The organism is Pseudomonas simiae, from assembly GCF_000934565.1.
GTDB lineage: Bacteria > Pseudomonadota > Gammaproteobacteria > Pseudomonadales > Pseudomonadaceae > Aquipseudomonas > Aquipseudomonas simiae.
In genome coordinates, this window is record NZ_CP010896.1 from 3,080,077 (window position 1) to 3,102,700 (window position 22,624).

The 22,624-nt window shown below is 60.7% G+C and carries 22 protein-coding genes; 13 read left to right on the forward strand and 9 right to left on the reverse strand.

Features of this window, described 5'->3' with window-relative positions:
• Positions 1-85: 85 nt before the first annotated feature.
• A complete protein-coding gene (locus PF1751_RS13710; protein ID WP_010210388.1) occupies positions 86-775 on the forward strand; it encodes an aspartate/glutamate racemase family protein in 690 nt (229 codons plus the stop codon).
• On the opposite strand, the gene PF1751_RS13715 is transcribed toward PF1751_RS13710, so the two are convergent.
• Positions 772-1,284 carry a GNAT family N-acetyltransferase gene (locus tag PF1751_RS13715; RefSeq protein WP_010210387.1) on the reverse strand — a complete coding sequence of 171 codons (513 nt, stop codon included), beginning with the start codon at positions 1,282-1,284 and terminating at the stop codon, positions 772-774. The two genes, PF1751_RS13710 and PF1751_RS13715, sit on opposite strands and share 4 nt — an antisense overlap.
• Positions 1,285-1,497: 213 nt before the next feature.
• On the opposite strand from PF1751_RS13715, the gene PF1751_RS13720 reads away from it, so the two are divergent.
• The 4 genes from PF1751_RS13720 to PF1751_RS13735 all read left to right on the forward strand — a co-directional run bounded on the left by PF1751_RS13720 (position 1,498) and on the right by PF1751_RS13735 (position 5,738).
• Positions 1,498-2,469: a helix-turn-helix transcriptional regulator gene (locus PF1751_RS13720; RefSeq protein ID WP_021493122.1), complete on the forward strand. Its 972-nt coding sequence runs from the start codon at positions 1,498-1,500 to the stop codon at positions 2,467-2,469.
• A gap of 111 nt (positions 2,470-2,580) precedes the next feature.
• Entirely contained in the window at positions 2,581-3,456 is an 876-nt protein-coding gene (locus PF1751_RS13725) for a transporter (protein ID WP_044287218.1), read from the forward strand.
• A gap of 21 nt (positions 3,457-3,477) precedes the next feature.
• The gene (locus PF1751_RS13730; RefSeq protein ID WP_010210384.1) at positions 3,478-4,629 is read left to right on the forward strand and encodes an MFS transporter; all 1,152 of its coding nucleotides are present in this window, start codon (positions 3,478-3,480) and stop codon (positions 4,627-4,629) included.
• Positions 4,626-5,738, forward strand: a complete 1,113-nt coding sequence (locus PF1751_RS13735) for a class II histone deacetylase (RefSeq protein WP_010210383.1) — start codon at positions 4,626-4,628, stop codon at positions 5,736-5,738. The genes PF1751_RS13730 and PF1751_RS13735 overlap by 4 nt, the downstream gene beginning before the upstream one ends.
• On the opposite strand, the gene PF1751_RS13740 is transcribed toward PF1751_RS13735, so the two are convergent.
• Entirely contained in the window at positions 5,735-6,877 is a 1,143-nt protein-coding gene (locus PF1751_RS13740; protein ID WP_010210382.1) for a glycerate kinase, read from the reverse strand. The genes PF1751_RS13735 and PF1751_RS13740 overlap by 4 nt on opposite strands.
• Positions 6,878-6,968: 91 nt before the next feature.
• A complete protein-coding gene (locus PF1751_RS13745) occupies positions 6,969-8,075 on the reverse strand; it encodes a sugar diacid recognition domain-containing protein (protein WP_010210381.1) in 1,107 nt (368 codons plus the stop codon).
• A 159-nt stretch (positions 8,076-8,234) separates the two neighbouring features.
• On the opposite strand from PF1751_RS13745, the gene PF1751_RS13750 reads away from it, so the two are divergent.
• Positions 8,235-9,545 (forward strand): MFS transporter, encoded by a 1,311-nt coding sequence (locus PF1751_RS13750; protein ID WP_010210380.1) that lies wholly within the window; start codon positions 8,235-8,237, stop codon positions 9,543-9,545.
• A gap of 35 nt (positions 9,546-9,580) precedes the next feature.
• Here the strand turns inward: PF1751_RS13750 and PF1751_RS13755 are convergent, their stop codons facing one another.
• On the reverse strand, positions 9,581-10,285 hold the full coding sequence (locus tag PF1751_RS13755; RefSeq protein WP_044287219.1) for an SDR family oxidoreductase: 705 nt from the start codon (positions 10,283-10,285) through the stop codon (positions 9,581-9,583).
• A 100-nt stretch (positions 10,286-10,385) separates the two neighbouring features.
• Here PF1751_RS13755 and PF1751_RS13760 point away from each other — a divergent pair, with 100 nt between their 5' ends.
• The 3 genes from PF1751_RS13760 to rarD all read left to right on the forward strand — a co-directional run bounded on the left by PF1751_RS13760 (position 10,386) and on the right by rarD (position 13,483).
• Positions 10,386-11,288 carry a LysR family transcriptional regulator gene (locus PF1751_RS13760; protein ID WP_044287220.1) on the forward strand — a complete coding sequence of 301 codons (903 nt, stop codon included), beginning with the start codon at positions 10,386-10,388 and terminating at the stop codon, positions 11,286-11,288.
• Between the two features lie 79 nt (positions 11,289-11,367).
• Entirely contained in the window at positions 11,368-12,378 is a 1,011-nt protein-coding gene (locus tag PF1751_RS13765) for an aldo/keto reductase (protein WP_044287221.1), read from the forward strand.
• A 223-nt stretch (positions 12,379-12,601) separates the two neighbouring features.
• Entirely contained in the window at positions 12,602-13,483 is an 882-nt protein-coding gene (gene rarD, locus PF1751_RS13770; RefSeq protein WP_021493117.1) for an EamA family transporter RarD, read from the forward strand.
• A gap of 55 nt (positions 13,484-13,538) precedes the next feature.
• On the opposite strand, the gene hppD is transcribed toward rarD, so the two are convergent.
• A complete protein-coding gene (gene hppD, locus PF1751_RS13775) occupies positions 13,539-14,615 on the reverse strand; it encodes a 4-hydroxyphenylpyruvate dioxygenase (RefSeq protein WP_021493116.1) in 1,077 nt (358 codons plus the stop codon).
• Between the two features lie 245 nt (positions 14,616-14,860).
• A complete protein-coding gene (locus PF1751_RS13780) occupies positions 14,861-15,784 on the reverse strand; it encodes a DMT family transporter (RefSeq protein ID WP_031291342.1) in 924 nt (307 codons plus the stop codon).
• Positions 15,785-15,861: 77 nt separating this feature from the next.
• Here PF1751_RS13780 and PF1751_RS13785 point away from each other — a divergent pair, with 77 nt between their 5' ends.
• The 3 genes from PF1751_RS13785 to PF1751_RS13795 all read left to right on the forward strand — a co-directional run bounded on the left by PF1751_RS13785 (position 15,862) and on the right by PF1751_RS13795 (position 18,935).
• Positions 15,862-16,731 carry a LysR family transcriptional regulator gene (locus tag PF1751_RS13785; RefSeq protein WP_010210369.1) on the forward strand — a complete coding sequence of 290 codons (870 nt, stop codon included), beginning with the start codon at positions 15,862-15,864 and terminating at the stop codon, positions 16,729-16,731.
• 98 nt (positions 16,732-16,829) lie between these two features.
• Positions 16,830-18,371, forward strand: coding sequence for an EAL domain-containing protein (locus PF1751_RS13790; RefSeq protein WP_044287222.1), 1,542 nt, complete (start codon positions 16,830-16,832; stop codon positions 18,369-18,371).
• 198 nt (positions 18,372-18,569) lie between these two features.
• On the forward strand, positions 18,570-18,935 hold the full coding sequence (locus PF1751_RS13795) for a histone-like nucleoid-structuring protein, MvaT/MvaU family (RefSeq protein WP_021493114.1): 366 nt from the start codon (positions 18,570-18,572) through the stop codon (positions 18,933-18,935).
• A 112-nt stretch (positions 18,936-19,047) separates the two neighbouring features.
• On the opposite strand, the gene PF1751_RS13800 is transcribed toward PF1751_RS13795, so the two are convergent.
• On the reverse strand, positions 19,048-19,584 hold the full coding sequence (locus PF1751_RS13800) for a DUF4946 domain-containing protein (protein WP_031291339.1): 537 nt from the start codon (positions 19,582-19,584) through the stop codon (positions 19,048-19,050).
• Positions 19,585-19,780: 196 nt separating this feature from the next.
• On the opposite strand from PF1751_RS13800, the gene gloA reads away from it, so the two are divergent.
• On the forward strand, positions 19,781-20,302 hold the full coding sequence (gloA, locus tag PF1751_RS13805; RefSeq protein ID WP_010210364.1) for a lactoylglutathione lyase: 522 nt from the start codon (positions 19,781-19,783) through the stop codon (positions 20,300-20,302).
• A gap of 49 nt (positions 20,303-20,351) precedes the next feature.
• On the opposite strand, the gene ahpF is transcribed toward gloA, so the two are convergent.
• Together ahpF and ahpC are read right to left on the reverse strand one after the other, a co-directional pair.
• Positions 20,352-21,917 carry an alkyl hydroperoxide reductase subunit F gene (gene ahpF / locus PF1751_RS13810; protein WP_021493112.1) on the reverse strand — a complete coding sequence of 522 codons (1,566 nt, stop codon included), beginning with the start codon at positions 21,915-21,917 and terminating at the stop codon, positions 20,352-20,354.
• A gap of 127 nt (positions 21,918-22,044) precedes the next feature.
• Positions 22,045-22,608, reverse strand: a complete 564-nt coding sequence (ahpC, locus tag PF1751_RS13815; RefSeq protein WP_010210361.1) for an alkyl hydroperoxide reductase subunit C — start codon at positions 22,606-22,608, stop codon at positions 22,045-22,047.
• Positions 22,609-22,624: the final 16 nt, after the last annotated feature.

Sequence of the window (22,624 nt, forward strand, 5' to 3'; positions counted from 1 at the left end):
CACCGGTCATTTCGCGACCAACTGCGTATGACTAATTGCCGGCCGATGGGTAAGGTGAGGCGACTTTCCGAGTGAGGAACATCGCATGCGCACCATCGGCCTTATCGGCGGCATGAGCTGGGAGTCCAGCGCCGAGTATTACCGCATCATCAACCAGCGCGTGCGCGACCAGCTCGGCCCGCTGCGCTCGGCGCAACTGTTGATGTACAGCGTGGATTTCGGCCCGGTGGAACAGGCTCAGCACGCCGGCCGCTGGGATGACACTGCACTGATCCTCGAAGATGCCGCGCGCCGCCTGCAAGCTGGCGGGGCCGAGTGTGTGGTGCTGTGTACCAACACCATGCATTTGGTCGCGCCGCGCATTGAAGCAGCGGTGTCGATCCCCTTCCTGCACATCGCTGATGCGGCGGGTGCGGCGGCCGTGAAGGCCGGCACGCTGACCGTCGGCCTGCTTGGCACCGCGTTTACCATGGAGCAGGACTTTCTCAAATCACGGCTGACGGCCCAGGGCCTGACCGTGCTGGTGCCCGAGGCGGATGAGCGACAGGCCGTGCACCGGATCATCTATGAAGAGTTGTGTGTCGGCGTGATCAGCGATGCGTCACGCCAGGTTTACCAAGGTGTCATCGAGTCCCTGGCCGCACGCGGCGCCCAGGCGATCATCCTCGGTTGCACGGAAATCAGCCTGTTGATCAAGCCCGAGCACAGCGACCTGCCGCTGCTGGACACCACCGAGCTGCATGCGCAGGCTGCGGTGGCGTTTGCCCTGGATTAAACCGAGGTGCGCAGGCGCGCCATGCTCACGGTGTCGACAAATTGGCCATCACGCAGGGCGTAATCGCGCAACACGCCTTCGACCTCAAAGCCGAATTTGCGGTACAGCGCCTGGGCCGCGTCGTTGTCGGCGTACACCGTGAGTTCCACTCGGCGCAGGTTCATCCAGTTGTCGGCCACGTCCAACGCGGCCGTCAGCAGGCGCGAGCCGACCCCTTTGCCCTGCCACGCCGTCGCCACGCCCATGCCGAATGAACCGACATGGGCTCGGCGTACCCGCAGGTATTGTTCCAAGCCAAGCTGGCCGATCACTTCACCACCGTGCACGGCCACCAGCTGCAGCCGCCGTTCGTTGTCCTGTACCAGCTTGTTACGCCACGCCTCGACCGACTGGAAAGGCATTTGCAGCACCTGACGGCACACGGCCGGTTCGTTATAGAGCGCGGCGACGCCCTCAAGGTGGGCCTCGGTGAAGCGCTGGATCACGATATGAGGTTCAGGTGTGTGCATTGTGTTTCATCCTTTGAAAGACACGTGGCCGAGCAGTTTAGGGGGAAAAGCGCTGCGCTGACGACCACGGAAACGTCCCACATATCAATCGGCCGCATCCTGCATCTGAACGATAGCGGCCATCCTTTCCTGCAACGATACTTGGGCCGGGCCCTGCTACCGGCCTCTAACCCTGTGACCAGAACAATAAGAAAGCCCCACAGAGGAACGCTCATGAGCCGTCTTGAACCCACAGGTCTGTTGCAGGCCTTCAGCACGCTGGTCCTGGATCTGCAGCGACTGGCCCAGCACCAGGAGATCGAGCATTTCCAGCCACAAGCCCTGGCGCGGATCAGCCAGTTACTGCCTTTCGACTGCGCCTGGTGGGGGCGCTCTGCGGTGATCGATAATCTGCCGGAAGAACACAGCAGCTGCCTGTATCAGTTGCCACCGGGTTACCTGACCGACTGGCAGTCGATCCGCCATCTGGATGTGACCTTCGGCCGCTCCCATGCTACGCCCGGTCAGGCTGTGATCATTGACATGCGCGACCCCGGCAGCGGTGCAGGCTTGAATTGGCTGGGAGAACGCTACGGGATCGGCCAGTTGTTGTGCGTGATCCATATCGCCCCACACACCTGCCTCAGTGATCACTTGACCCTGTACCGCAAGCCCGGGGCCCCGGGGTTTACCGCGCAAGATTGCCTTCTGCTCGATAATCTGATGCTGCATCTGGTGGCGGCCGTGTCAGCGAACCAGATCCGTACGCTGGTGGCCATGCGTGAAACCCTTAGCAACCCGCGAAACCTGGCGCTGGCGGTCTGCGACGCGCGGGGGGTGTTGCAGTGCGCCGAGCGCGGTTTCGTCGATTTGTTGCTCAGTGAATGGCCAGGCTGGAGTGGCCCGACGCTACCCGTGCCGGTGGATGAACGCGGGTATGAAGGCAAGCACATCCATCTCCAGGTCTGGGGGGTGGGCGATCAATTGCTGCTGGCCGCACGGGGCCACCGGGTGCTGCCCCAGCTCAGCCCACGGGAAAACGACGTTGCCCAAGGCTTTGGCGAGGGCAAGACGTACAAGGAAGTCGCCCGCGACCTGGGCTTGTCGCCCAATACGGTGCGCCATCACATCCGCGCTATCTACAGCAAGCTCGGGGTCAAGGACAAAGCGCACATCGCACACTTGATGCACGCCCCGCCCGACTGATCCGCAGCACTTTTCCTACGGGTTCTCACACCGTCGCTTTGACGGTCACGGGCGACTGTTGCCCGTTTTCAGCCGATCGCTGCACGCCGCCATCACACGAGATGCCTTGCCATGACTCACACCCATCTGCGTCATCTACCGCTGCTGCTGGGGGGCACGCTGCTGTGCCTGGACAGTCAAGCAGCCGATCTTAACGCGCGCGATTTTTTCAGCGCACCATCCGGCACCAGCCTTGGCGTGTTGTACCTGCCTGGCACTCGCGCCCAAGACTTCCGTGGCCTGGCCGACAGCACTGGCAAGGCCGACCTCAAGGTCAATGCCATCGCCTACCGCCAGGTCTATTTCACTGACGCGTGCGGCACCCTCTGCACCCCGCAATTTATCCTGCCGTTCGCCGATATCGATGCTCGGCTGCCAGGGGCCAGCCGGCGCACCGATGAAAGCGGGTTCGGTGACCCGCAGTTGGGTGGCACGCTGTTTTTCATCAACGATCCGACGTCACGCACCTACAGCGGCCTGTTAACCCTGATCACGCTGCCGCTGGGCGAATACCACCGCACGCAGCCGGATGTGTCCCCCGGCGCCAATCGCTGGGGCGCAACCTTTGTCTACAACTACACCCGTGGCATCGGTGAGAAGTGGGTACTGGAAGCCAATCTCGAAGCCCAGCTGTACGGCAAGAATGACGACTACCTGGGCAGCGAGCTCAAGCAAGACCCGTTGTACCGCCTGCAAGCCTTCGCCTCCTACGATTTCACGCCCGTCACCTACGGTGCCCTGCGCCTGATCCAGGCCACGGGTGGCGCACTGCGCATCGACAATCGGTCGATCGACGACACCCGCAAGCGCTACACCCAGGTCGGGTTCGAGGTCGGGCATTGGCTCGATAAGCAGAACCAAGTGATGTTCAGCCTCTCGCAAAACGTCGCCACCGCCAACGGTTATGCAGGAACCGACGCGTTGTTGCGCCTGGTCCATGTGTTCTGACCTCTGTACTGGAGCTTGATCATGCACAACTCGTCCCCTACACCCTGGCAGCGGCTGGCGGCCATCGTGCTGTTTGCCGCGATCACCCCGACCATTTTGATGACTGCGCCTGCCGTGGCGGCGCAGTTGGCCGCCCAATGGCAATTGAGCCCGGCACAGATCGGCGACTTGTTTTCCGTCGAACTGGGCGCGATGAGCCTGGCGACCCTGCCCGCCTTCTGGTGGCTGCGGTGCGTGAACTGGCGAGTGGCAGCCTTGGCCGCAGCCGTGCTGTTCATTGCGGCCAACCTGATGTCGACGCTTGCCGACACCTATACCCAGTTGCTGGTCCTGCGCTTGGTCAGTGCCTTGGCGGGCGGTTCGTTGATGATCATCTGCCTGGCGAGCGCAGCCACCACCGCCAACCCCAGCCGTGTCTACGGGTTATGGGTGGTCGGGCAGCTGGTCGTCGGCGCCGTCGGCCTGGCGGTACTACCGGGTTTATTCGAACGTTATGGACTGCAGAGTTGCTACCTGATCCTGGCAGGGTTGATGGCGCTGTTGCTGCCGCTGGCACGCGGCTTTCCTTGTGCCCATGCAGCGCCACAAGCAATCGGGACGGCCGCTGCTGGCACACGACGCAAAGCCCTACTGGGTGTCGGTGCGGTCCTGGCCTTTTACATCAGCCTTGGCGGAGTCTGGACGTTTATCGGCGCCCTGGGCGCCACTGCCGGGATTTCCCCACAGCACAGCGGCGAGATATTGGCCATTGCGACGGTCATGGGAATCGCCGGCGCCGCGTGCACGTCACTGATCGGCTCCCGTCTGCCGCGTCAGCAGTTACTGCTGGCGGGCTACGCGTTAATGGCGGCAGCGGTGCTGCTCCTGCTGGGCCAACCCACCCTGGTGCGCTTTGCCCTGGCGGCGCTGCTGTTCAAGTTCGCCTGGACCTTCATCTTGCCGCTGATCCTTGCTTGCCTGGCCGACCTCGATCACAGCGGCAAGCTGATGAACGCGTCGAACCTGATGATCGGCGGCGGCTTGGCCATCGGCCCGGCGATAGCGGGTCGGCTCATCGAGGCCAGCGGCGGCTTTGCCGTGCTGTTGATGGGCGGCGCCGTGATCACGCTGCTGTCGTTGGCAATGATCCTTGCCAGCCGTCCCGGGCCTGTCGTTGAAATGGAGCCTGTATGAACCGAACCACCGCGTTTTTCTTTGATGAAATGAGCCTTTGGCACAGCGCCAGCTCCCATGCATTGACCTTGCCCGTCGGCGGCTGGGTACAGCCACCTGCCGGCAGCGGGCATGCCGAATCCCCCGAAACCAAGCGGCGCATGAAAAGCCTGCTGGATGTCTCCGGGTTGGGCCATCACCTGCACATGCACAGCGCTGCGCCAGCGAGCGAAGCCGATTTGCTGCGCGTCCACGGCCATGAATACCTGCAGCGTTTCAAGGCGTTGAGCGATGCCGGTGGCGGCGACCTGGGATTACAGGCGCCGATAGGCCCGGGCAGCTACGAAATCGCCCGGCTTTCCGCCGGCCTGACGATGGCCGCCGTCGACGCCGTGCTCAAGGGCCTGGCAGATAACGCCTACTCATTGTCACGACCGCCGGGGCATCACTGCCTGGCGGACAGCGCCATGGGGTTCTGCTTCCTGGCCAACATCGCCATCGCGATCGAAGCCGCCAAGGTGCGCAATGGGCTGGGCAAGGTCGCGGTGATCGACTGGGATGTGCACCATGGCAACGGCACACAATCGATCTTCGAGGCGCGCGCGGATGTGCTGACGATTTCGCTGCATCAGGACGGCTGTTATCCCCCCGGTTACAGCGGCGAGCAGGAACGTGGCCGTGGCGCAGGGCTGGGGGCGAACATCAATATCCCCTTGCCACCGGGAAGTGGTCACGACGCCTACCTGCATGCGATGAATCGGATCGTGGTGCCGGCATTGGAGCGTTTCCAGCCGGAGCTGATCATTGTCGCCTGCGGCTATGACGCCAACGCCGTCGACCCGCTCGCGCGCATGTTGCTGCACAGCGAATCCTTCCGTCTGATGACTCGCTGCGTGCGCCAGGCTGCCGAACGCCTGTGCCAGGGCCGTCTGGTGCTGGTGCACGAAGGCGGCTACAGCGAAGCCTATGTACCGTTTTGCGGGTTGGCGACGCTGGAAGAGTTGTCGGGTGTGCGCACCGCGGTGGACGATCCGATGCTCGCACTGGTCGAGCTGCAGCAGCCCAAGGCCGCGTTGCTGGCGTTTCAGAAACAGTGGATCGACCACCTCGCAATCGGGGTCACTCACTAGCCCTTGGACGATGCCAATCGCCACACCCGCGCTATATCCGAGGCCCGCTCACGAAGCAGGCGCGGCGCCTCGCTGCACGCTTGTTCCAGGCTCATCGGCCCCGCAGGCAAGGCAAAAGCAGCCGCTACACCATGGGCATACATCTGTTCATAACCCTCGCCCAGCGTGCCGGCAATCACAATGACCGGCACGTTGTGCTGGCCGGCGATACGGGCCACACCAAAGGGGGTTTTGCCGCGCAGGGTCTGGGCATCGAAACGCCCTTCGCCCGTAATGACGAGGTCGGCACCCCGTACGGCGTCCTCCAGACCTACCAGCTCGGCCACCACTTCCACACCCGCACGGAACTGCGCGCCCAGAAAGGCCTTGGCAGCGAAACCCAAGCCACCGGCCGCACCGCTGCCGGGTTCGTCGCGCACATCCTTGGGCAGCACCCTGGCACAGTGATCGGCGAAGTGACCGAGGGCCGCATCCAACTGTTGGACATGCACGGGGCTGGCGCCTTTTTGCGGGCCAAAAATAGCGGAGGCCCCGTGGGGGCCGCACAGGGGATTGTTCACGTCGGCGGCGATTTCAAAGCGCACCTGTGCCAGGCGTGGGTCGAGGTTTTCAAGGCTGATATGCGCCAGACGTGACAAGGCCAGGCCACCCGGTGGCAGGGTTTGCGCCTCCGCGTCGAACAGCTGCGCGCCCAGGGCCTGCATTGCGCCCGCGCCAGCGTCATTGGTAGCGCTGCCGCCGATGGCCAGGATGATGCGCTCGGCGCCGAGGTCCAAGGCCGCGCGGATCAGTTCGCCGGTGCCGTAGGTGGTGCTGGTGCACGCATCGCGCTGGCCCGGCGGTACCAGTTGCAGGCCGCTGGCTTCGGCCATTTCGATGATGGCGGTGTGGCTGTCGGCCAACCAGCCCCAGCGCGCCTCAACCGTGCCACCCAACGGACCTCTCACCTGCTGACGCCGCAGCTCACCCTTGCAGGCGGCCAGCACCGCGTCCACCGTGCCTTCACCCCCATCCGCCATCGGGCACTGGATCAACTGTGCTTGCGGCCAGACTTCGGACAACCCGGCCGCGATGGCCTGGGCGACGCCTTCGGCACTCAGGCTGTCCTTGAACGAGTCGGGGGCGATGATGATTTTCATGGGCTTTCTCCGGTTTTTATAACGCCCATGCTGCCAGTTGGCAGGGCTACTGACGCCGGTCCGATGCACAAGTACGGCGGCGCTTTGTTGTTCATTCCGACAAAGCCTGGGGCAACAGCTGTACACCCAGGTAGAGAGCAAGCATGCCGTCCAGGGTCAATGGGTCGACGCCACTGAGTTCGGCAATGCGCTCCATACGGTAACGCAGGCTGTTGCGGTGAATACCCAGCGCATCGGCACACGCCTGGCTTTGCCCGTCGTGTTCGCACCAACTGCGCAACGTGGCCAGCAGTTGGCCGTTGCTGTCCTTGGCGAGCACTTTGCGCAGAGGGTTGAGCAGCTCGTCGAGCGCATCGTCGTTGCGATGGCGCCAGAGCATCACCGGCAGGCGATAGCGGTTAAGGGTCAGCAGGCGCGACTGCGGTAGCACATCGCGACCATAGGCCAGCAGATCCCCGACGCGTCGATAGCAGCGACGCAACCCCGCCAGCCCGTCCGCCTGCCCGCCAACGGCCACGCGCAGGACGTTCCAGCCGAGGGCATCGAGCTTTTCCAGCAAGCGCGGGTTGTCGACCTGCACTGCCGCCGGCCGGCACCACAGCAGTGAGAATTGCGCCGAGCTGACACACCAGCTGTCCGGATAACGCGAGGTCAGCCAGGTACTCAGGGCTTCCGCCGATTGACCTGCGCCCAGTTCGAACAAGTATGGCGTGCGCGGCAGCTGCGGCTTGAGCCCCAGCTGCTGGGCCTCGTCCACCAGGCGCGGCGAGTCGCCGGTTTCCGCCAGCAGCAGGGCCAGCAGATCATCACAACGCTGGCGCCGCCATTGTTGCTCGGCCTGTTGGTGGCGGTGGCTGACCAGCATTTCGGCAGTCATGCGTACCAGTTCGGCGTAGGTGCGCAGGCCTTCCGGTTCGCCGGTGATGCCGAGAACACCGATCAGGCGCCCATCATGCAACAACGGCAGGTTGATGCCTGGCTGCACGCCCTTGAGGTGCTTGGCGGTCTGGCCGTCGATTTCCACCACGCGGCCATTGGCGAGCACGAGTTGGGCGCCTTCATGGCGGGTGTTGATGCGCTCGGGTTCGCCGCTGCCGAGAATCAGGCCTTGGCTGTCCATGACATTGACGTTGTAGGGCAGGATCGCCATGGTTCGATCGACAATATCCTGCGCCAGGTCATGATCCAGCTCAAACATGGGGCTAATTCCTTAGAAGCGGGGTTGTTCACAGGCACAGCGCAAAGCAGGGTTCGCTGTGCGCAAGCACAAAGACAGCGGCCTGCCAGGTGGCCGAGACTCAGTGGGCGATCAACGTTACCCTCGCATCGCGAAAAATCATAATAAAGAGAGACTGCCATGTCACAGAGCGCCACGACCCCACTGGCCACCGATGACGATAAAAACGCCATCTACAAGCGCATCACCCTGCGCCTGATCCCCTTCATTTTCATCTGCTATCTGTTCAACTACCTTGACCGGGTAAACGTTGGCTTTGCCAAATTGCAGATGCTCGATGCGTTGAAATTCAGCGAAACCGTGTACGGCCTCGGCGCCGGGATCTTCTTCATCGGCTACGTGCTATGCGGCGTACCGAGCAACCTGGCGTTGACCAAATTCGGTCCACGGCGCTGGATTGCGTTGATGATGATCGTCTGGGGCACACTCTCCACCTGCCTGCTGTTCGTCACCACCCCGACGCACTTCTACACCTTGCGTCTGTTTACCGGTGCCGCGGAAGCGGGCTTCTTCCCCGGCGTGGTGCTGTACCTCTCGCAATGGTTCCCGACCTTCCGCCGTGGGCGGATCATGGCGCTGTTCATGTCGGCGATCCCGGTCTCGGGTTTGCTTGGCAGCCCGTTCTCCGGCTGGATCCTCAACCATTTTGCCGCCGGCCAAGGTGGTCTCGCGGGCTGGCAGTGGATGTTCCTGCTGCAAGGCATCCCCACCGTCGTGCTGGGCGCCCTCGCCTACTTCCTGCTCAGCGACAGCTTCGCCAACGCCAAGTGGCTTAAGCCCCACGAACGCGCCGTGCTGGAGGCCGACCAGGCGACTGATTTGGCCAACAAGCCCAAGACAACCACGGACTCCCTGGCCGAAGTGTTCAAGAACCCGGCCATCTGGGCATTCGGCCTGATCTACTTCTGCATCCAGAGCGGCGTGTATGCCATCAACTTCTGGTTGCCGTCGATCATCAAGAACCTGGGGTTCAGCGATAACCTGGTGATCGGCTGGCTGAGTGCGATCCCGTACTTGCTGGCAGCCGTGTTCATGTTGCTGGTGGGTCGCTCCGCCGACTTGCGCAAGGAGCGTCGCTGGCACTTGGTGGTGCCGATGCTGATGGGGGCTATCGGCCTGGTGATCGCGGTGAACTTCGCCACCACCCCGGCCATCGCAATCCTCGGCCTGACCATTGCCACCATGGGCGCCCTCACCGGTCTGCCGATGTTCTGGCCGGTGCCTACCGCCATGCTCAGTGCAGGCGCGGCGGCAGGCGGCCTGGCGTTGATCAACTCCATGGGCCAGATGGCCGGCTTCCTCAGCCCGTATATCGTCGGGTTCGTGAAGGATGCCACCGGGTCAACGGATATGGCGCTGTACCTGCTGGCGGCGGTGATCGTGGCCGGCAGCGTGTTGGCGTTGCGGATGACGCGTACCCTGAAGGCATAAGCCTGTGAGAGCCGGCTTGCCGGCTCTCACGCACGTCAGAGCAGACCGCCGCCGTCGATATCGATCACGGCGCCGGTCATAAAACCATTTTCCATCGCCAGCACATACCCCGCCGCGACCTCCTCCGCCTGCCCCACTCGCCCCACCGGCAGCGCGCCACCGGCCTTGGCGAACATCGCCAAGCGCTGATCTTCGGAGAGCCCCGCATAGGCCGGTGTATCAATCACCCCTGGGCTGATCGCATTGACCCGGCGCGGAGCCAGCTCCTTGGCCAACTGCTTGACCAATGCTTCGGTCGCGGCGTTGATGCCGGTCTTGATGAATTGCCCTGCAACCGATTTACGCCCCAATTGCCCGGACGTGAGGCTGATGCTGCCGTGCTCGTTCAAAAAAGGCAGCGCCTGTTGGATCGCCCGCAGTGAGCCCCAGAGTTTTACATTGAAGTTTTCCTGGGCTTCGATCAGGTCGGTTTCGCCCAAGGTTTTGGCCCGCACACTCGGCCCCGAGGTGTAGACCAAGTGATCAAAACGCCCCACCGCTTCGAACAGGCGTTGCAGCGAGGCCGCGTCGGTGACGTCAACGGGTTCGCTGCGCAGGCCGTTTTCGACGCCGGACACCAGGCGCCGCCCGGCCAGCACCACCTGCGCACCTCGTGCGGCGGCGGCCTGGGCCACGGCTGCACCGATTCCGCTGCTGCCGCCGATCACGATGACGGTTTTGCCGTTAAGGGAAGAGGTCATGGGAAAATTCCTGATTGAGAAAGTGAGCGTTTATCTTCCCAGCTTGGCAATCCGCGAAAAATCCCGGTAAAAGGACAAGATCTTTAAAGGATTTTTACAAATGAGTTCGATCCTCGACCTTGAAGTCTTCGTGCGAACCGCGGACACCGGCAGCTTGTCTGCCGCTGCCCGTGGCCTGGGCTTGACCCCGGCGGCGGCGAGCATCGCCCTCAAGCGCCTGGAAACCCGCCTGGGTATCCGCTTGCTGGCACGCTCCACGCGCAGCATGCGCCTGACCGAGGAAGGCCGGCGTTACCTCGACAGCGTGCGCGTGGCACTGTCGGCATTGTCCGAAGGTGAGCAAGCGCTCAAGCAACAAAGCCAGGGGTTGAGTGGGTTGCTTCAATTGGCCGCGCCGTCGGATTTCGGGCGCAATGTGGTGCTGGGCTGGCTGGATGAGTTCAAGACCGAGCACCCCAATATCCGCCTGCAATTGATGCTGAACGACAGTAACGCCGACCTGTTCCGCGAAACCGTCGACATCGCCCTGCGCTTTGGAGTGCCCCAGGACTCCAGCCTGGTTGCATTGCCGATCGCGCCTGATCACCACCGCGTCGCATGCGCCAGCCCCGACTACCTGGCCCGTCATGGGACGCCGCGCGAACCGATGGAACTGTCCCGACATAGCGCGCTGCGGTACATGCGCCAGGGCCAAGTGAGCAAGACTTGGCGGTTTCGTCAGGCTGATCAGCTACAGGAGGTTGAAGTGACGGGGGATTTCCTCAGCAATGACGGAGAAATCGTCCGGCGTTGGGCGCTTGGCGGGCACGGTATCGCCTACAAGGCCAGGCTCGACGTGATCGGCGATATCGCCGCCGGCCGACTGGTCGCGCTGTTAGAGGATTGGCAAGGAGAGCCTGCCCCTTTCAACCTGATGTGCCCTCACCGCCTGCAGGTGTCGGAACGGGTGAAGGTGCTGCATCGCTTTTTACAGCAGCGCTGCCAGACACTGCTGAGCACATGAAGAAACCCGCGCAGGGCTTGTCCCAGAGCCTCTGAGTCTGGTATTGCATGGGTACATTTCCCGCCTTGAGGAGTTATCCATGATTTACCGCACATTGGGCCAGTCCGGTTTGAAGGTCAGCGCCTTGACCCTGGGCACCATGATGTTTGGCGAACAGACCAACACCGATGACTCGCTGCGCATCATCGACAAGGCCTGGGATCAGGGCATCAATTTCATCGACACGGCGGACGTCTACACCGGGGGGCGCTCCGAGGAAATCGTCGGCGAAGCCATTGTGCGTAATCGCCAGGATTGGGTGGTGGCCTCCAAGGTCGGCATCGGCCCGGTGGACGGTTTGCCCAACCGCAGCGGCTTGAGCCGCAAGCGCATTTTCAACGCACTGGAAGCCAGCCTGACCCGCCTGGACACCGATTACCTGGACATCTACTACCTGCACCGTGAAGACCACAACACCCCCCTGGAAGTGACGGTGTCGGCGATTGGCGACCTGATCCGCCAGGGCAAGATCCGCTACTGGGGCCTGTCCAACTATCGCGGTTGGCGCATTGCCGAGGTGATTCGCGTTGCCGAGCGCCTGGGCGTCGACAAGCCGGTCATCAGCCAGCCTTTGTACAACATCGTCAACCGCCAGGCCGAGGTGGAGCAGATCACCGCTGCAGCCGCCTACGGCCTGGGTGTGGTGCCCTATAGCCCGCTGGCTCGCGGTGTGCTTAGCGGTAAATACGCGCCCGACGTTACCCCCGAGGCCGGCAGCCGCGCGGCGCGCCAGGACAAACGCATCCTGGAAACCGAATGGCGTGTGGAATCGCTGCGCATCGCCCAGCAGATCCAGCAGTACACCCAAGGACGTGGCGTGGGGATCGTGGAGTTTGCGATTGCCTGGGTGTTGAACAACTCGGCGGTCAGCTCGGCGATTGTCGGGCCGCGTACGGAGGCGCAGTGGGATGCCTATATTGGCGCGCTTGAGGTGAAGATCAGCGCCGAAGATGAGGCGTTTATCGATTCGTTGGTGACGCCGGGGCATTCGTCGACGCCGGGGTTCAATGATGTGGGGCACTTCGTCTCCGGTCGCTTACCACGCGCATAACCCCTCCACTCTGTAGGAGCGAGCCTGCTCGCGAAGAACCCAAGGACGCCGCAGGCTACCTGATAGCGCTGCGTGATCGTTGACGTTCTTCGCGAGCAAGCTCGCTCCTACAAGAGGCGGCGATAAAATTTCCTGAAAAACGCCCCAAAACAGCGCAACCCTCTCCCGCCAAAAGCTCCATAATCCCCTTATCTTTTGTATCAACGGTTTTCGCGAGGACAGAGTGTCTAAAGGAGTTGTTTTATCGGTCTTGGCCTCGGTGCTGTTTGCCGTGATGTATTACTTCACATCATTGCTCACGCCCTTGAGCGGCCTGGAGATTTTCGGCTGGCGCATGTTGCTGACCGTGCCGTGCATGACGGTGTTCATGATCGTCAGCGGCGAATGGCGGCGGGTGTGGGAGCTGCTGCAGCTGTTGGCGGCCAAGCCACGCTTGATTGCGGGTGTGTTGCTGTCCTCTGCCTTGTTGGGCGTGCAATTGTGGCTATTCATGTGGGCGCCGCTGAATGGGCGCAGCCTGGATGTGTCGGTGGGGTACTTCCTGCTGCCGCTGACCATGGTGCTGACCGGGCGCCTGGTGTGGGGCGAACAACTGTCCTACCTGCAACGGATTGCCGTGTTTTTTGCGGCCCTCGGGGTGCTCAACGAGCTGTATCAGGCCGGCGGGTTTTCCTGGGCAACGCTGGTGGTGATCATCGGCTACCCGGTGTATTTCATCGTGCGCAAGTACCTCAAGACCGACCATCTGGGTGGGCTCTGGCTGGATATGGCGCTGATGCTGCCGGTGGCGTGGTGGTTTGTGCAGAGTGGCGAGCAAGGCTTTGCGGTGATGGATGCTCACCCGAAACTGTATGCGCTGATCCCGATGCTGGGCCTGATCAGCGCCTCGGCGCTGGTGAGCTATATCATCGCCAGCCGGTTGCTGGCGTTCAGCCTGTTCGGGTTGCTTAGCTATGTTGAGCCGGTCCTGCTGTTAGGCGTGGCGCTGATCTTGGGTGAAGGCATCAAGGGTGGCGAGTGGCTCACCTACATCCCGATCTGGTTGGCGGTAATGGTGCTGGTGTTTGAAGGCTTCAAGCACCTGGTGCATCAACGCAAAACCTGATGCGCAGGCAATAAAAAGCCCGGCCGGGGTCACCCTCGGCCGGGCTTTTTGACGCTTAGTCGGCGGTCAATACACCACGACGCACCTGGTCACGTTCGATGGACTCGAACAGCGCCTTGAAGTTGCCCTCGCCAAACCCATCGTCGCCCTTGCGCTGGATGAATTCGAAGAACACCGGGCCCATCAGGGTTTCCGAGAAGATCTGCAGCAGCAGGCGTTTGTCGCCTTCCACGGAAGATCCGTCCAGCAGGATACCGCGTGCCTGCAGTTGATCCACCGGCTCGCCGTGGTCAGGCAGGCGGCCTTCGAGCATTTCGTAATAAGTGTCTGGCGGCGCGGTCATGAAGCGCATGCCGATTTTCTTCAACGCGTCCCAGGTCTTGACCAGGTCGTCGGTGAGGAACGCCACGTGCTGGATGCCTTCGCCGTTGAACTGCATCAGGAACTCTTCGATCTGCCCCGCGCCCTTGGACGACTCTTCGTTCAGCGGGATGCGGATCATGCCGTCCGGCGCACTCATGGCCTTGGAAGTCAGGCCGGTGTACTCGCCCTTGATATCGAAGTAACGCGCTTCACGGAAGTTGAACAATTTCTCGTAGAAGTTGGCCCAGTAGACCATGCGGCCGCGATAGACGTTGTGGGTCAGGTGGTCGATGACTTTGAGACCTGCACCGACCGGATTGCGCTCCACACCTTCGAGGTACACGAAGTCGATGTCGTAGATCGAGCTGCCTTCGCCGAAACGGTCGATCAGGTACAACGGCGCGCCGCCGATGCCCTTGATCGCCGGCAGGTTCAATTCCATCGGCCCGGTGTCAATATGGATCGGCTGGGCGCCGAGTTCCAGGGCGCGGTTGTAGGCCTTTTGCGAGTCCTTCACGCGGAACGCCATGCCGCACACCGACGGGCCGTGTTCGGCCGCAAAGTAGGAGGCGATGCTGTTGGGCTCGTTGTTGAGGATCAGGTTGATCTCGCCCTGGCGGTACAGGTGCACGTTCTTGGAACGGTGGGTCGCGACTTTGGTGAAGCCCATGATCTCGAAGATCGGCTCCAGGGTGCCCGGCGTCGGCGACGCGAATTCGATGAATTCAAAGCCCATCAGGCCCATTGGGTTTTCGTATAGATCTGCCATGGTGGCACCTCATCATTCTTGTAATAGACACAGTATTAATGGCGAGTAAGGATGAGGTTGCAGGGTGGCGCACAGGAAAGGCCTCGCACGCTGCGGGCGAGGAAGTCACCAAAGATGAGGGGGGAGCCGAGTAGCTTCATGGGGTCATCAGTCTCTGACGGCTTAGGCTTGCGTGAGCGCAAGTCCATATTCTTGTATGCGTAAATCGATTCTACACAGCGTAACCGTATTTGTCCGTACTCTTATCAAATCCCCATTGCCCTGGCGCGTGCAAGGGGTTTGTTGCAGAGGTAGATGCCCAGCAGGATCACCGCCCCGCCGATCAGCATGGGCAGGCTCAACGGTTCATCCAGCAGCAAAGCGCCGCAGATCACCGCGGTGAGGGGGTTAAGCGCTATAAATACGCCGGAACGTGTCGCGCCGATACGGCGGATGCCATCGTAATAGCCGATATAGGCCAGCGCCGAGCCAAGCACGCCGAGGTACGCCAGGCTCAGCCCCTGCGCAGTCTGCAGGCGACCCATTGCTTCAAGTGTAAAGCGGCCCATGATCAGCGTTGTGAGGGTGAGCATCAGGGTTCCCAGCAGTATCGACCAGGTGACCGTCTGCAGCGGCCCGAGGCTCTGGTTCAAGCCACGGGAACACAGTGAATAGATGCCCCACCCCACGACACACCCGAAGATGAGTAAATCCCCACGCCAGCTGCTGGTTGCTTCATTCAGCACGTGGGGATTGCGACTGACAATGACCACGGCGGCACCCGTCAGACACAGCAGGATCCCAGCGACGTTGCTGGCACCCAGGCGCTCCTTGAACAGCCAACGCGACGCCAGGCCGATCACCGCTGGGTTCAACGCCACGATCAATGAGGCTCGCGAAGCGTTGATGGACTGCAATCCGTAGAAGAAACACAGGTTGTAGAAAAAAATCCCGAAGAAACCCAGCATCCCCAGTTGCAGTAACTGTCTGGGGCTTGGGCGGGCCAGTGGGATGCGTGCCAAGCCCAGGAATCCCAGTAAGGCCAGGCTGGCCAGCGCGAACCGCAGGCTGGCCGCCAGCAAAGGGTCAACCGTGCCGCTCAGGTAGCGACCGGCCACGAAGGTGCCGCCCCAGATCATGGTGACAGCCGCCAACTTCATATAAGTGATGCGATCTGAGCTCGAATGCACGGGATAGGGCTCTACTGGCTTGAAGGTGCCTGCATTGTTCTGGTAATACAAAGTCATCGTAAAATGAGTGATCACTCATGACCCTGACTCAACTTGAAATCTTCTCGCTCGTGGCCGAGCTGCAAGGCTTTACCAGCGCAGCCCATCGCCTCGGCATCAGCCAGTCGGCAGTGTCCCACGCGATCAAAGGCCTGGAACAGGAACTGGGGGTGGCGTTGTTCAGGCGCCACCAGGCCCAGGTCGAGCTGAGCGATATCGGCGCGCAGTTGCTGGGACGCGCTCGGGCGATGCTAGGCCTGGCAAACACCTTGCAACAGGAGGCCGCGGACGCCCGGGGCATGAAACGCGGGACACTGCGCATCGGCTCATTCGGCCCCACCTCCTCGACTTACTTGCTGCCGAAGATTCTCAACCGGTTCCGCGTGGCGTATCCGGGCATTGAGGTGCACGTGGATGAAGGGCCGGACAGACAAGTCATCCAATGGCTCGATGAACGCCGGGTTGATATTGGCTTTGTGGTGCTGGACCAGGAACGCTTCGACACTTTCCCACTGTTCGAGGACCAGATGGTGGCGCTGCTGCCGGCCGGTCACACGCTGGCTGGGCGCGAACACGTGAGCCTCAAGGACTTGTGCAACGACCCTTTCGCGCTGACCGAGGCTGGGTCAACTGAATTAGTGGTGCGCTTGTTCAACGAGGCGCGGCTGACCCCGAATGTGCGTTATCGCTGCTCGCAACTGCTGAGCACCTTGGAAACCGTCAGCCGGGGTGATGCGGTAAGCGTCGTGGCGCAGGCCTCGTTGCCGGCCGGCCATGATCCTCGCTACGTACAGCGCGTATTATCCCCGCGTGTGCCGCGCCAGGTTGGCCTCGCCGTACTGGACCGGCGTCAGTCTTCCCCGGCGACGCTCGCTTTTATCCGAATTGCCCAAGGTCTAGCGTTGTAGCGACGCATACTGGCCAAATGGTTAGGTACCGCGAGCTTATTTCGGTCGGGCCATCTATCATCGACTGAATCTGATTCCTGCAACAGGCCGTTCACCCCATGCCACTGACCATCAACGGCCCGCGAAAACGCGCCAGTCGTTACCTGATCACATCACTGAGTGCGCTGCTGCCGATTGCGCTCGGGGTCATCATCCTGCACTGGCAAGCCGAACGTACCTTGCAACAAAGTTCGGCCCAGACCGCGCAGGAGGCGGTGCGCCAATTCGACCTGATGCTCGACAACACTGCCCTCGCCGCCCAGGCCTTGCTGCCATTGGCGGGGCAACCCTGTGATAGCGGCGCACAGCTGGCGCTGCGCGAACAGGTCACTCGCAGGCCCTTTGTGCGTGCGACCACCCTGTCCTGGCAAAAAAACATCTATTGCAGCTCATTGTTCGGCAGCAACTACATGTCACCGGTCAACCCGGATGACTATGTGGCCGGCCAGTTATGGCTGATGAATGGCAACCCGGTGACCCCCGACACCGCGCTGCTGGTCTACCGGCTGGTTGACGGTGACAAGGCCGCTTTTGCTTCGATCGACGGCTATCACCTGACCAACGCCCTGCGCCTGATCAACCTATACGCCCATCTGGTACTGCAAGTTGGCCCGAATTGGCTGGGGACTGATGGCAAAGTGCGTGACACGGCGATGCCGGTATTTGCCGTGGCTAACGAGCACTTGGCGTCCGAACGCTATCACTACAGCGTCAACGCAGGCATGCCGGCGGGCGAAGTATGGCGCTACATGCAGGCCCGTTACCCGGCAATGTTCAGCCTGGTCGTGTTTTTTGGCGTGCTGGCGGGTTTTTTGGCCCACTGGCTGCAAAAGCGCTCCTCGGCACCGACTCAAGAATTGCAACGGGCGCTGGGTGCCAATGAGTTCATTCCGTATTTCCAGCCAGTGGTAAGGGGGGATACCCGCGAGTGGGCGGGATGTGAAGTACTGATGCGCTGGCAACATCCCAAAGAAGGCCTGGTGCGGCCCGACCTGTTTATTCCTCTGGCCGAGCACTCTGGCCTGATAGTCCCCATGACCCGTGCCCTGTTGCGCCAGACCGCGGCACAACTGTCGCCCCACGCGTCGCGTTTCAGCCCTGGGTTTCATATCGGCGTCAACATCACCGCACGCCACTGCCAGGATTTGGCCTTGGTGGATGACTGCCGAGAGTTTCTCGCCGCCTTTCCCGTTGGCCAGGTCACCCTGGTGCTGGAGTTGACCGAGCGCGAGCTGATCGTGCCCACCGATATCACCCGCCGCCTGTTCGACGCCCTGCATCAACTGGGGGTGATGATCGCTATTGATGACTTTGGAACCGGCCACTCAAGCCTGGGCTATTTACGTAACTTCAATGTCGACTACTTGAAGATCGACCAGAGTTTTGTCGCCATGATCGGTGCGGATGCATTATCGCTGCATATTCTCGACAGCATCATTGAACTGTCCGGCAAACTCGACTTGGGCATCGTTGCAGAAGGTGTGGAAACGCCTGAACAGTCCGATTACCTGGCCGCCCAAGGCGTGGACTTCCTGCAGGGCTACCTGTTCGGAAAGCCATTGCCGTGCGACGAATTTATTCAATCACTGGTCAGCCATTGAATAGCCATGCACTACCTGCGCTGAAATAATTTTATTTAGCCAAAAGACATGATTTACTCTTAGCACATTAACTACTACAATTTTTTCAGCCTGTGCAGAACTCGCGAGACGGCTTCTTTCTTGAGTCGCCTTAAAGCGCTTGGCTTATAGCTTTGTCTGCAGTTGATATCAGCCAAACACACTATTGGAGTACCTATTTTGTCCAGACTCGCCGAATTTCGCGCAGCCGAAAAAGCCCTTCAAGAGCAGCTTGCCCAGCTGGAGTCCCTGAAAAACGACGCCGGCCTGAAGAAAGAAATCGAATTCGAAGAAAAGCTCCAGGGCCTGATGAAGACCTACGGCAAAAGCCTGCGTGACATCATTTCCATCCTTGATCCAAACCCGGGCAAGTCCAGCGCTGCTGCCGTCAGCGCACCAAAACAGCGCCGCGCCCGCGTGGTCAAGGTTTACCAGAACCCACACACCGGTGAGCTGATCGAAACCAAAGGCGGCAACCACCGTGGCCTCAAGGCCTGGAAAGAACAGTACGGCGCTGCCACTGTAGACTCCTGGCTTCGCGGCTGATCGCACTGCACTAACAAAGAGCCCCGCTTACGCGGGGCTTTTTTATTTCAACGGTTCGAAATCGAACTTAAATAACGTTTCATTATGTTCAGAACCGCCGGACATTACACACTTAAAGTTTGAGGCTATCGCGCACCGAACTGACTTCGTCCTTGCTGGCTTCGTACGCATCCGCCTGCCCTGCGTATGAAAAAACATACGCCTTATCGGCATCAACCGCGCCCACCAATGTTTGCGAAAGCACGTGACGCCCGTTTTCGGTTATCACACACGTAGTTTCCAACGCGTCAAGATGACTCAATGTTGTAGGGCGCATCTTGCTGCACACACTTTGATAACCACCTTGGGCAAAATCTTTCTGGATGGACTTGCGCATCTCCAGCAGTACGCCTTGAAGATTAACCTTATGCCCCGCTTCAATCGGCGTCCCCGTCAACTCCATCACCATCAAGGTCGCGCCATTTTCATCATTCTTTATCGCACGCTGTCGCGACACCGGCTGGGGTTTGGCAGGTGCGTCACCATCCGGGACAACCTCTTCAACCTGCCAGCCACTGGGCCAATGAATTTCGGGGTCGGCCGCCAGCACGAAGGAACTGCCCAACAGCACACACACAGCGCTCAACAGCGGTTTACGAAATGCGATCATTGTGAAAAATACCCAAGGTTCAAGCGCCAAAGTTTGAGCCCCCGCGCCCATGTGTCGCAAGGCTTGCTTGGGCTTTTTCATTTGGCGCCTGGGGCGAGCCTTGCGTATCATGGTCCGGCTGCACGGATGCCAGCCGCAAGCCAAGGAACCGCTCACATTTCAGAGCCGCGTTTGCCCCATTTTTTCTGGAGGGCCCATGAGCCTGCACGAACTGAACACTTTCCCGGGCGTCACTGCCCAACCGGACACCGCCACCACGAACTTCGTGTTCAACCACACCATGCTGCGGGTCAAGGACATCACCAAGTCTCTGGACTTCTACACCCGCGTCCTCGGTTTCTCCCTGGTTGAAAAGCGTGACTTTCCGGAAGCCGAATTCAGCCTGTACTTCCTGGCCCTGGTGGACAAGTCCCAGATTCCGGCCGACGCCGCCGAGCGTACCCAGTGGATGAAGTCGATCCCAGGTATCCTGGAACTGACCCACAACCATGGCACCGAAAACGACGCCGACTTTGCCTACCACAATGGTAATACCGACCCACGTGGTTTTGGTCACATCTGTATCTCGGTGCCGGATATCGTCGCTGCCTGCGAACGTTTCGAAGCCCTAGGCTGCGACTTCCAGAAACGCCTGACCGATGGCCGCATGAAAAGCCTGGCCTTCATCAAGGACCCGGACGCGTACTGGGTCGAGATTATCCAGCCCGCACCGCTATAACGAAAAAAACCCCATGATCGCTCATGGGGTTTTCATTGCGGCTTCGGATTTACGCCGGAGCGGAAGTGCGGATCAGGTGATCGAAAGCACTCAGGGAAGCCTTGGCACCCTCGCCCACCGCAATCACGATCTGCTTGTACGGCACCGTCGTCACGTCGCCGGCGGCGAACACACCTGGCAGTGAAGTCTCACCACGCGCATCGACGATGATTTCGCCACGCGGCGTCAGCTCCACGGTGCCTTTGAGCCAGTCGGTGTTGGGCAGCAAACCGATCTGTACGAAGATACCTTCCAGGTCAATGGTCTTGAACTCGCCGCTGTCGCGATCCTTGTACGCCAGGCCGGTGACTTTCTGGCCATCACCTTTCACTTCGCTGGTCAGCGCGCTGGTGATCACGTCAACGTTGGGCAGGCTGTAGAGCTTGCGTTGCAACACGGCGTCGGCGCGCAACTTGCTGTCGAACTCAAGCAAGGTGACGTGGCTGACGATGCCGGCCAGGTCGATGGCCGCTTCAACGCCGGAGTTACCACCGCCGATCACCGCCACACGCTTGCCCTTGAACAGCGGGCCGTCGCAGTGCGGGCAGAAGCACACGCCTTTGGCCTTGTATTCCTGCTCGCCCGGCACACCCATTTCGCGCCAGCGGGCGCCGGTGGCCAGGATCACAGTCTTGGACTTGAGGGTCGCACCGCTTTCGAAACGAATTTCGTGCAGGTCACCGGCGTTTTTCGCCGGCACCAGGCTGCTGGCGCGCTGCAGGTTCATGATGTCCACGTCGTACTGGCGTACATGGGCTTCCAGGGCGCTGGCCAGTTTTGGGCCTTCGGTTTCCTGCACCGAGATGAAGTTCTCGATGGACATGGTGTCCAGCACCTGGCCACCAAAACGCTCGGCAGCGACGCCGGTACGAATGCCTTTACGTGCGGCATAGATGGCCGCCGAAGAACCGGCTGGACCACCACCGACGACAAGCACATCAAAGGCGTCTTTGGCACTGATTTTCTCGGCGGCTTTTTCGATCCCGCTGGTGTCGAGCTTGGCGAGAATTTCTTCCAGGCCCATGCGGCCCTGGCCGAAGTTCACACCGTTCAAGTAAACGCTGGGCACCGCCATGATCTGACGTTCATCGACTTCAGCCTGGAACAGCGCGCCGTCGATGGCGACGTGGCGAATGTTCGGGTTGAGCACGGCCATCAGGTTGAGCGCCTGGACCACGTCCGGGCAGTTCTGGCAGGACAGCGAAAAGTAGGTCTCGAAGCTGAACTCGCCTTTAAGGGCGCGGATCTGTTCAATCACTTCGACACTGGCCTTCGACGGGTGGCCACCGACTTGCAGCAGGGCCAGGACCAACGAAGTGAATTCATGGCCCATGGGGATGCCGGCAAAACGCAGGCTGATCTCGGCACCCGGGCGGTTGATGGAGAACGACGGCTTACGCGCATCATCACCATCGGTTTTCAGGGTAATCAGCGTCGTGAGGCTGACAACATCCTGCAAAAGGGCAAGCATTTCCTGGGATTTCGCGCCGTCGTCGAGGGAGGCGACGATCTCGATCGGCTGGGTGACCCGTTCCAGGTATGACTTCAACTGAGCTTTAAGATTGGCGTCCAACATACGGGCGATTTCCTGTTTATTCGGTTTATTGCAGACAAAAAAACGCCCGAGCGAATCTCGCCCGGGCGTTTTGGGGGCGGATGCAGCTTACTTAAGTGCGGAATACCGCCCTTGAGACTTCACAGACTTAGATCTTGCCGACCAGGTCCAGGGACGGAGCCAGAGTAGCCTCGCCTTCTTTCCACTTGGCTGGGCACACTTCGCCCGGGTGGGCAGCGACGTACTGAGCCGCTTTGATTTTGCGCAGCAGCTCGGAAGCGTCACGGCCAACACCGCCGTCGTTCAGCTCAACGATCTTGATCTGACCTTCTGGGTTGATCACGAACGTACCGCGGTCTGCCAGGCCAGCTTCTTCGATCAGTACGTCGAAGTTGCGGGAGATGGTCAGGGTTGGGTCACCGATCATGGTGTACTGGATTTTGCCGATGGCTGGCGAGGTGTTGTGCCAAGCAGCGTGGGCAAAGTGGGTGTCGGTGGAAACGCTATAGATTTCGACGCCCAGCTTCTGGAATTCGGCGTAGTTGTCAGCCAGGTCTTCCAGTTCGGTTGGGCAAACGAAGGTGAAGTCGGCTGGGTAGAAGAACACAACGGACCACTTGCCTTTCAGATCGGCGTCGGACACATCTACGAAGTTGCCGTTTTTGTAGGCGGTAGCTTTGAACGGTTTTACTTGGCTGTTGATGATAGGCATCGTTGACTCTCCGTCA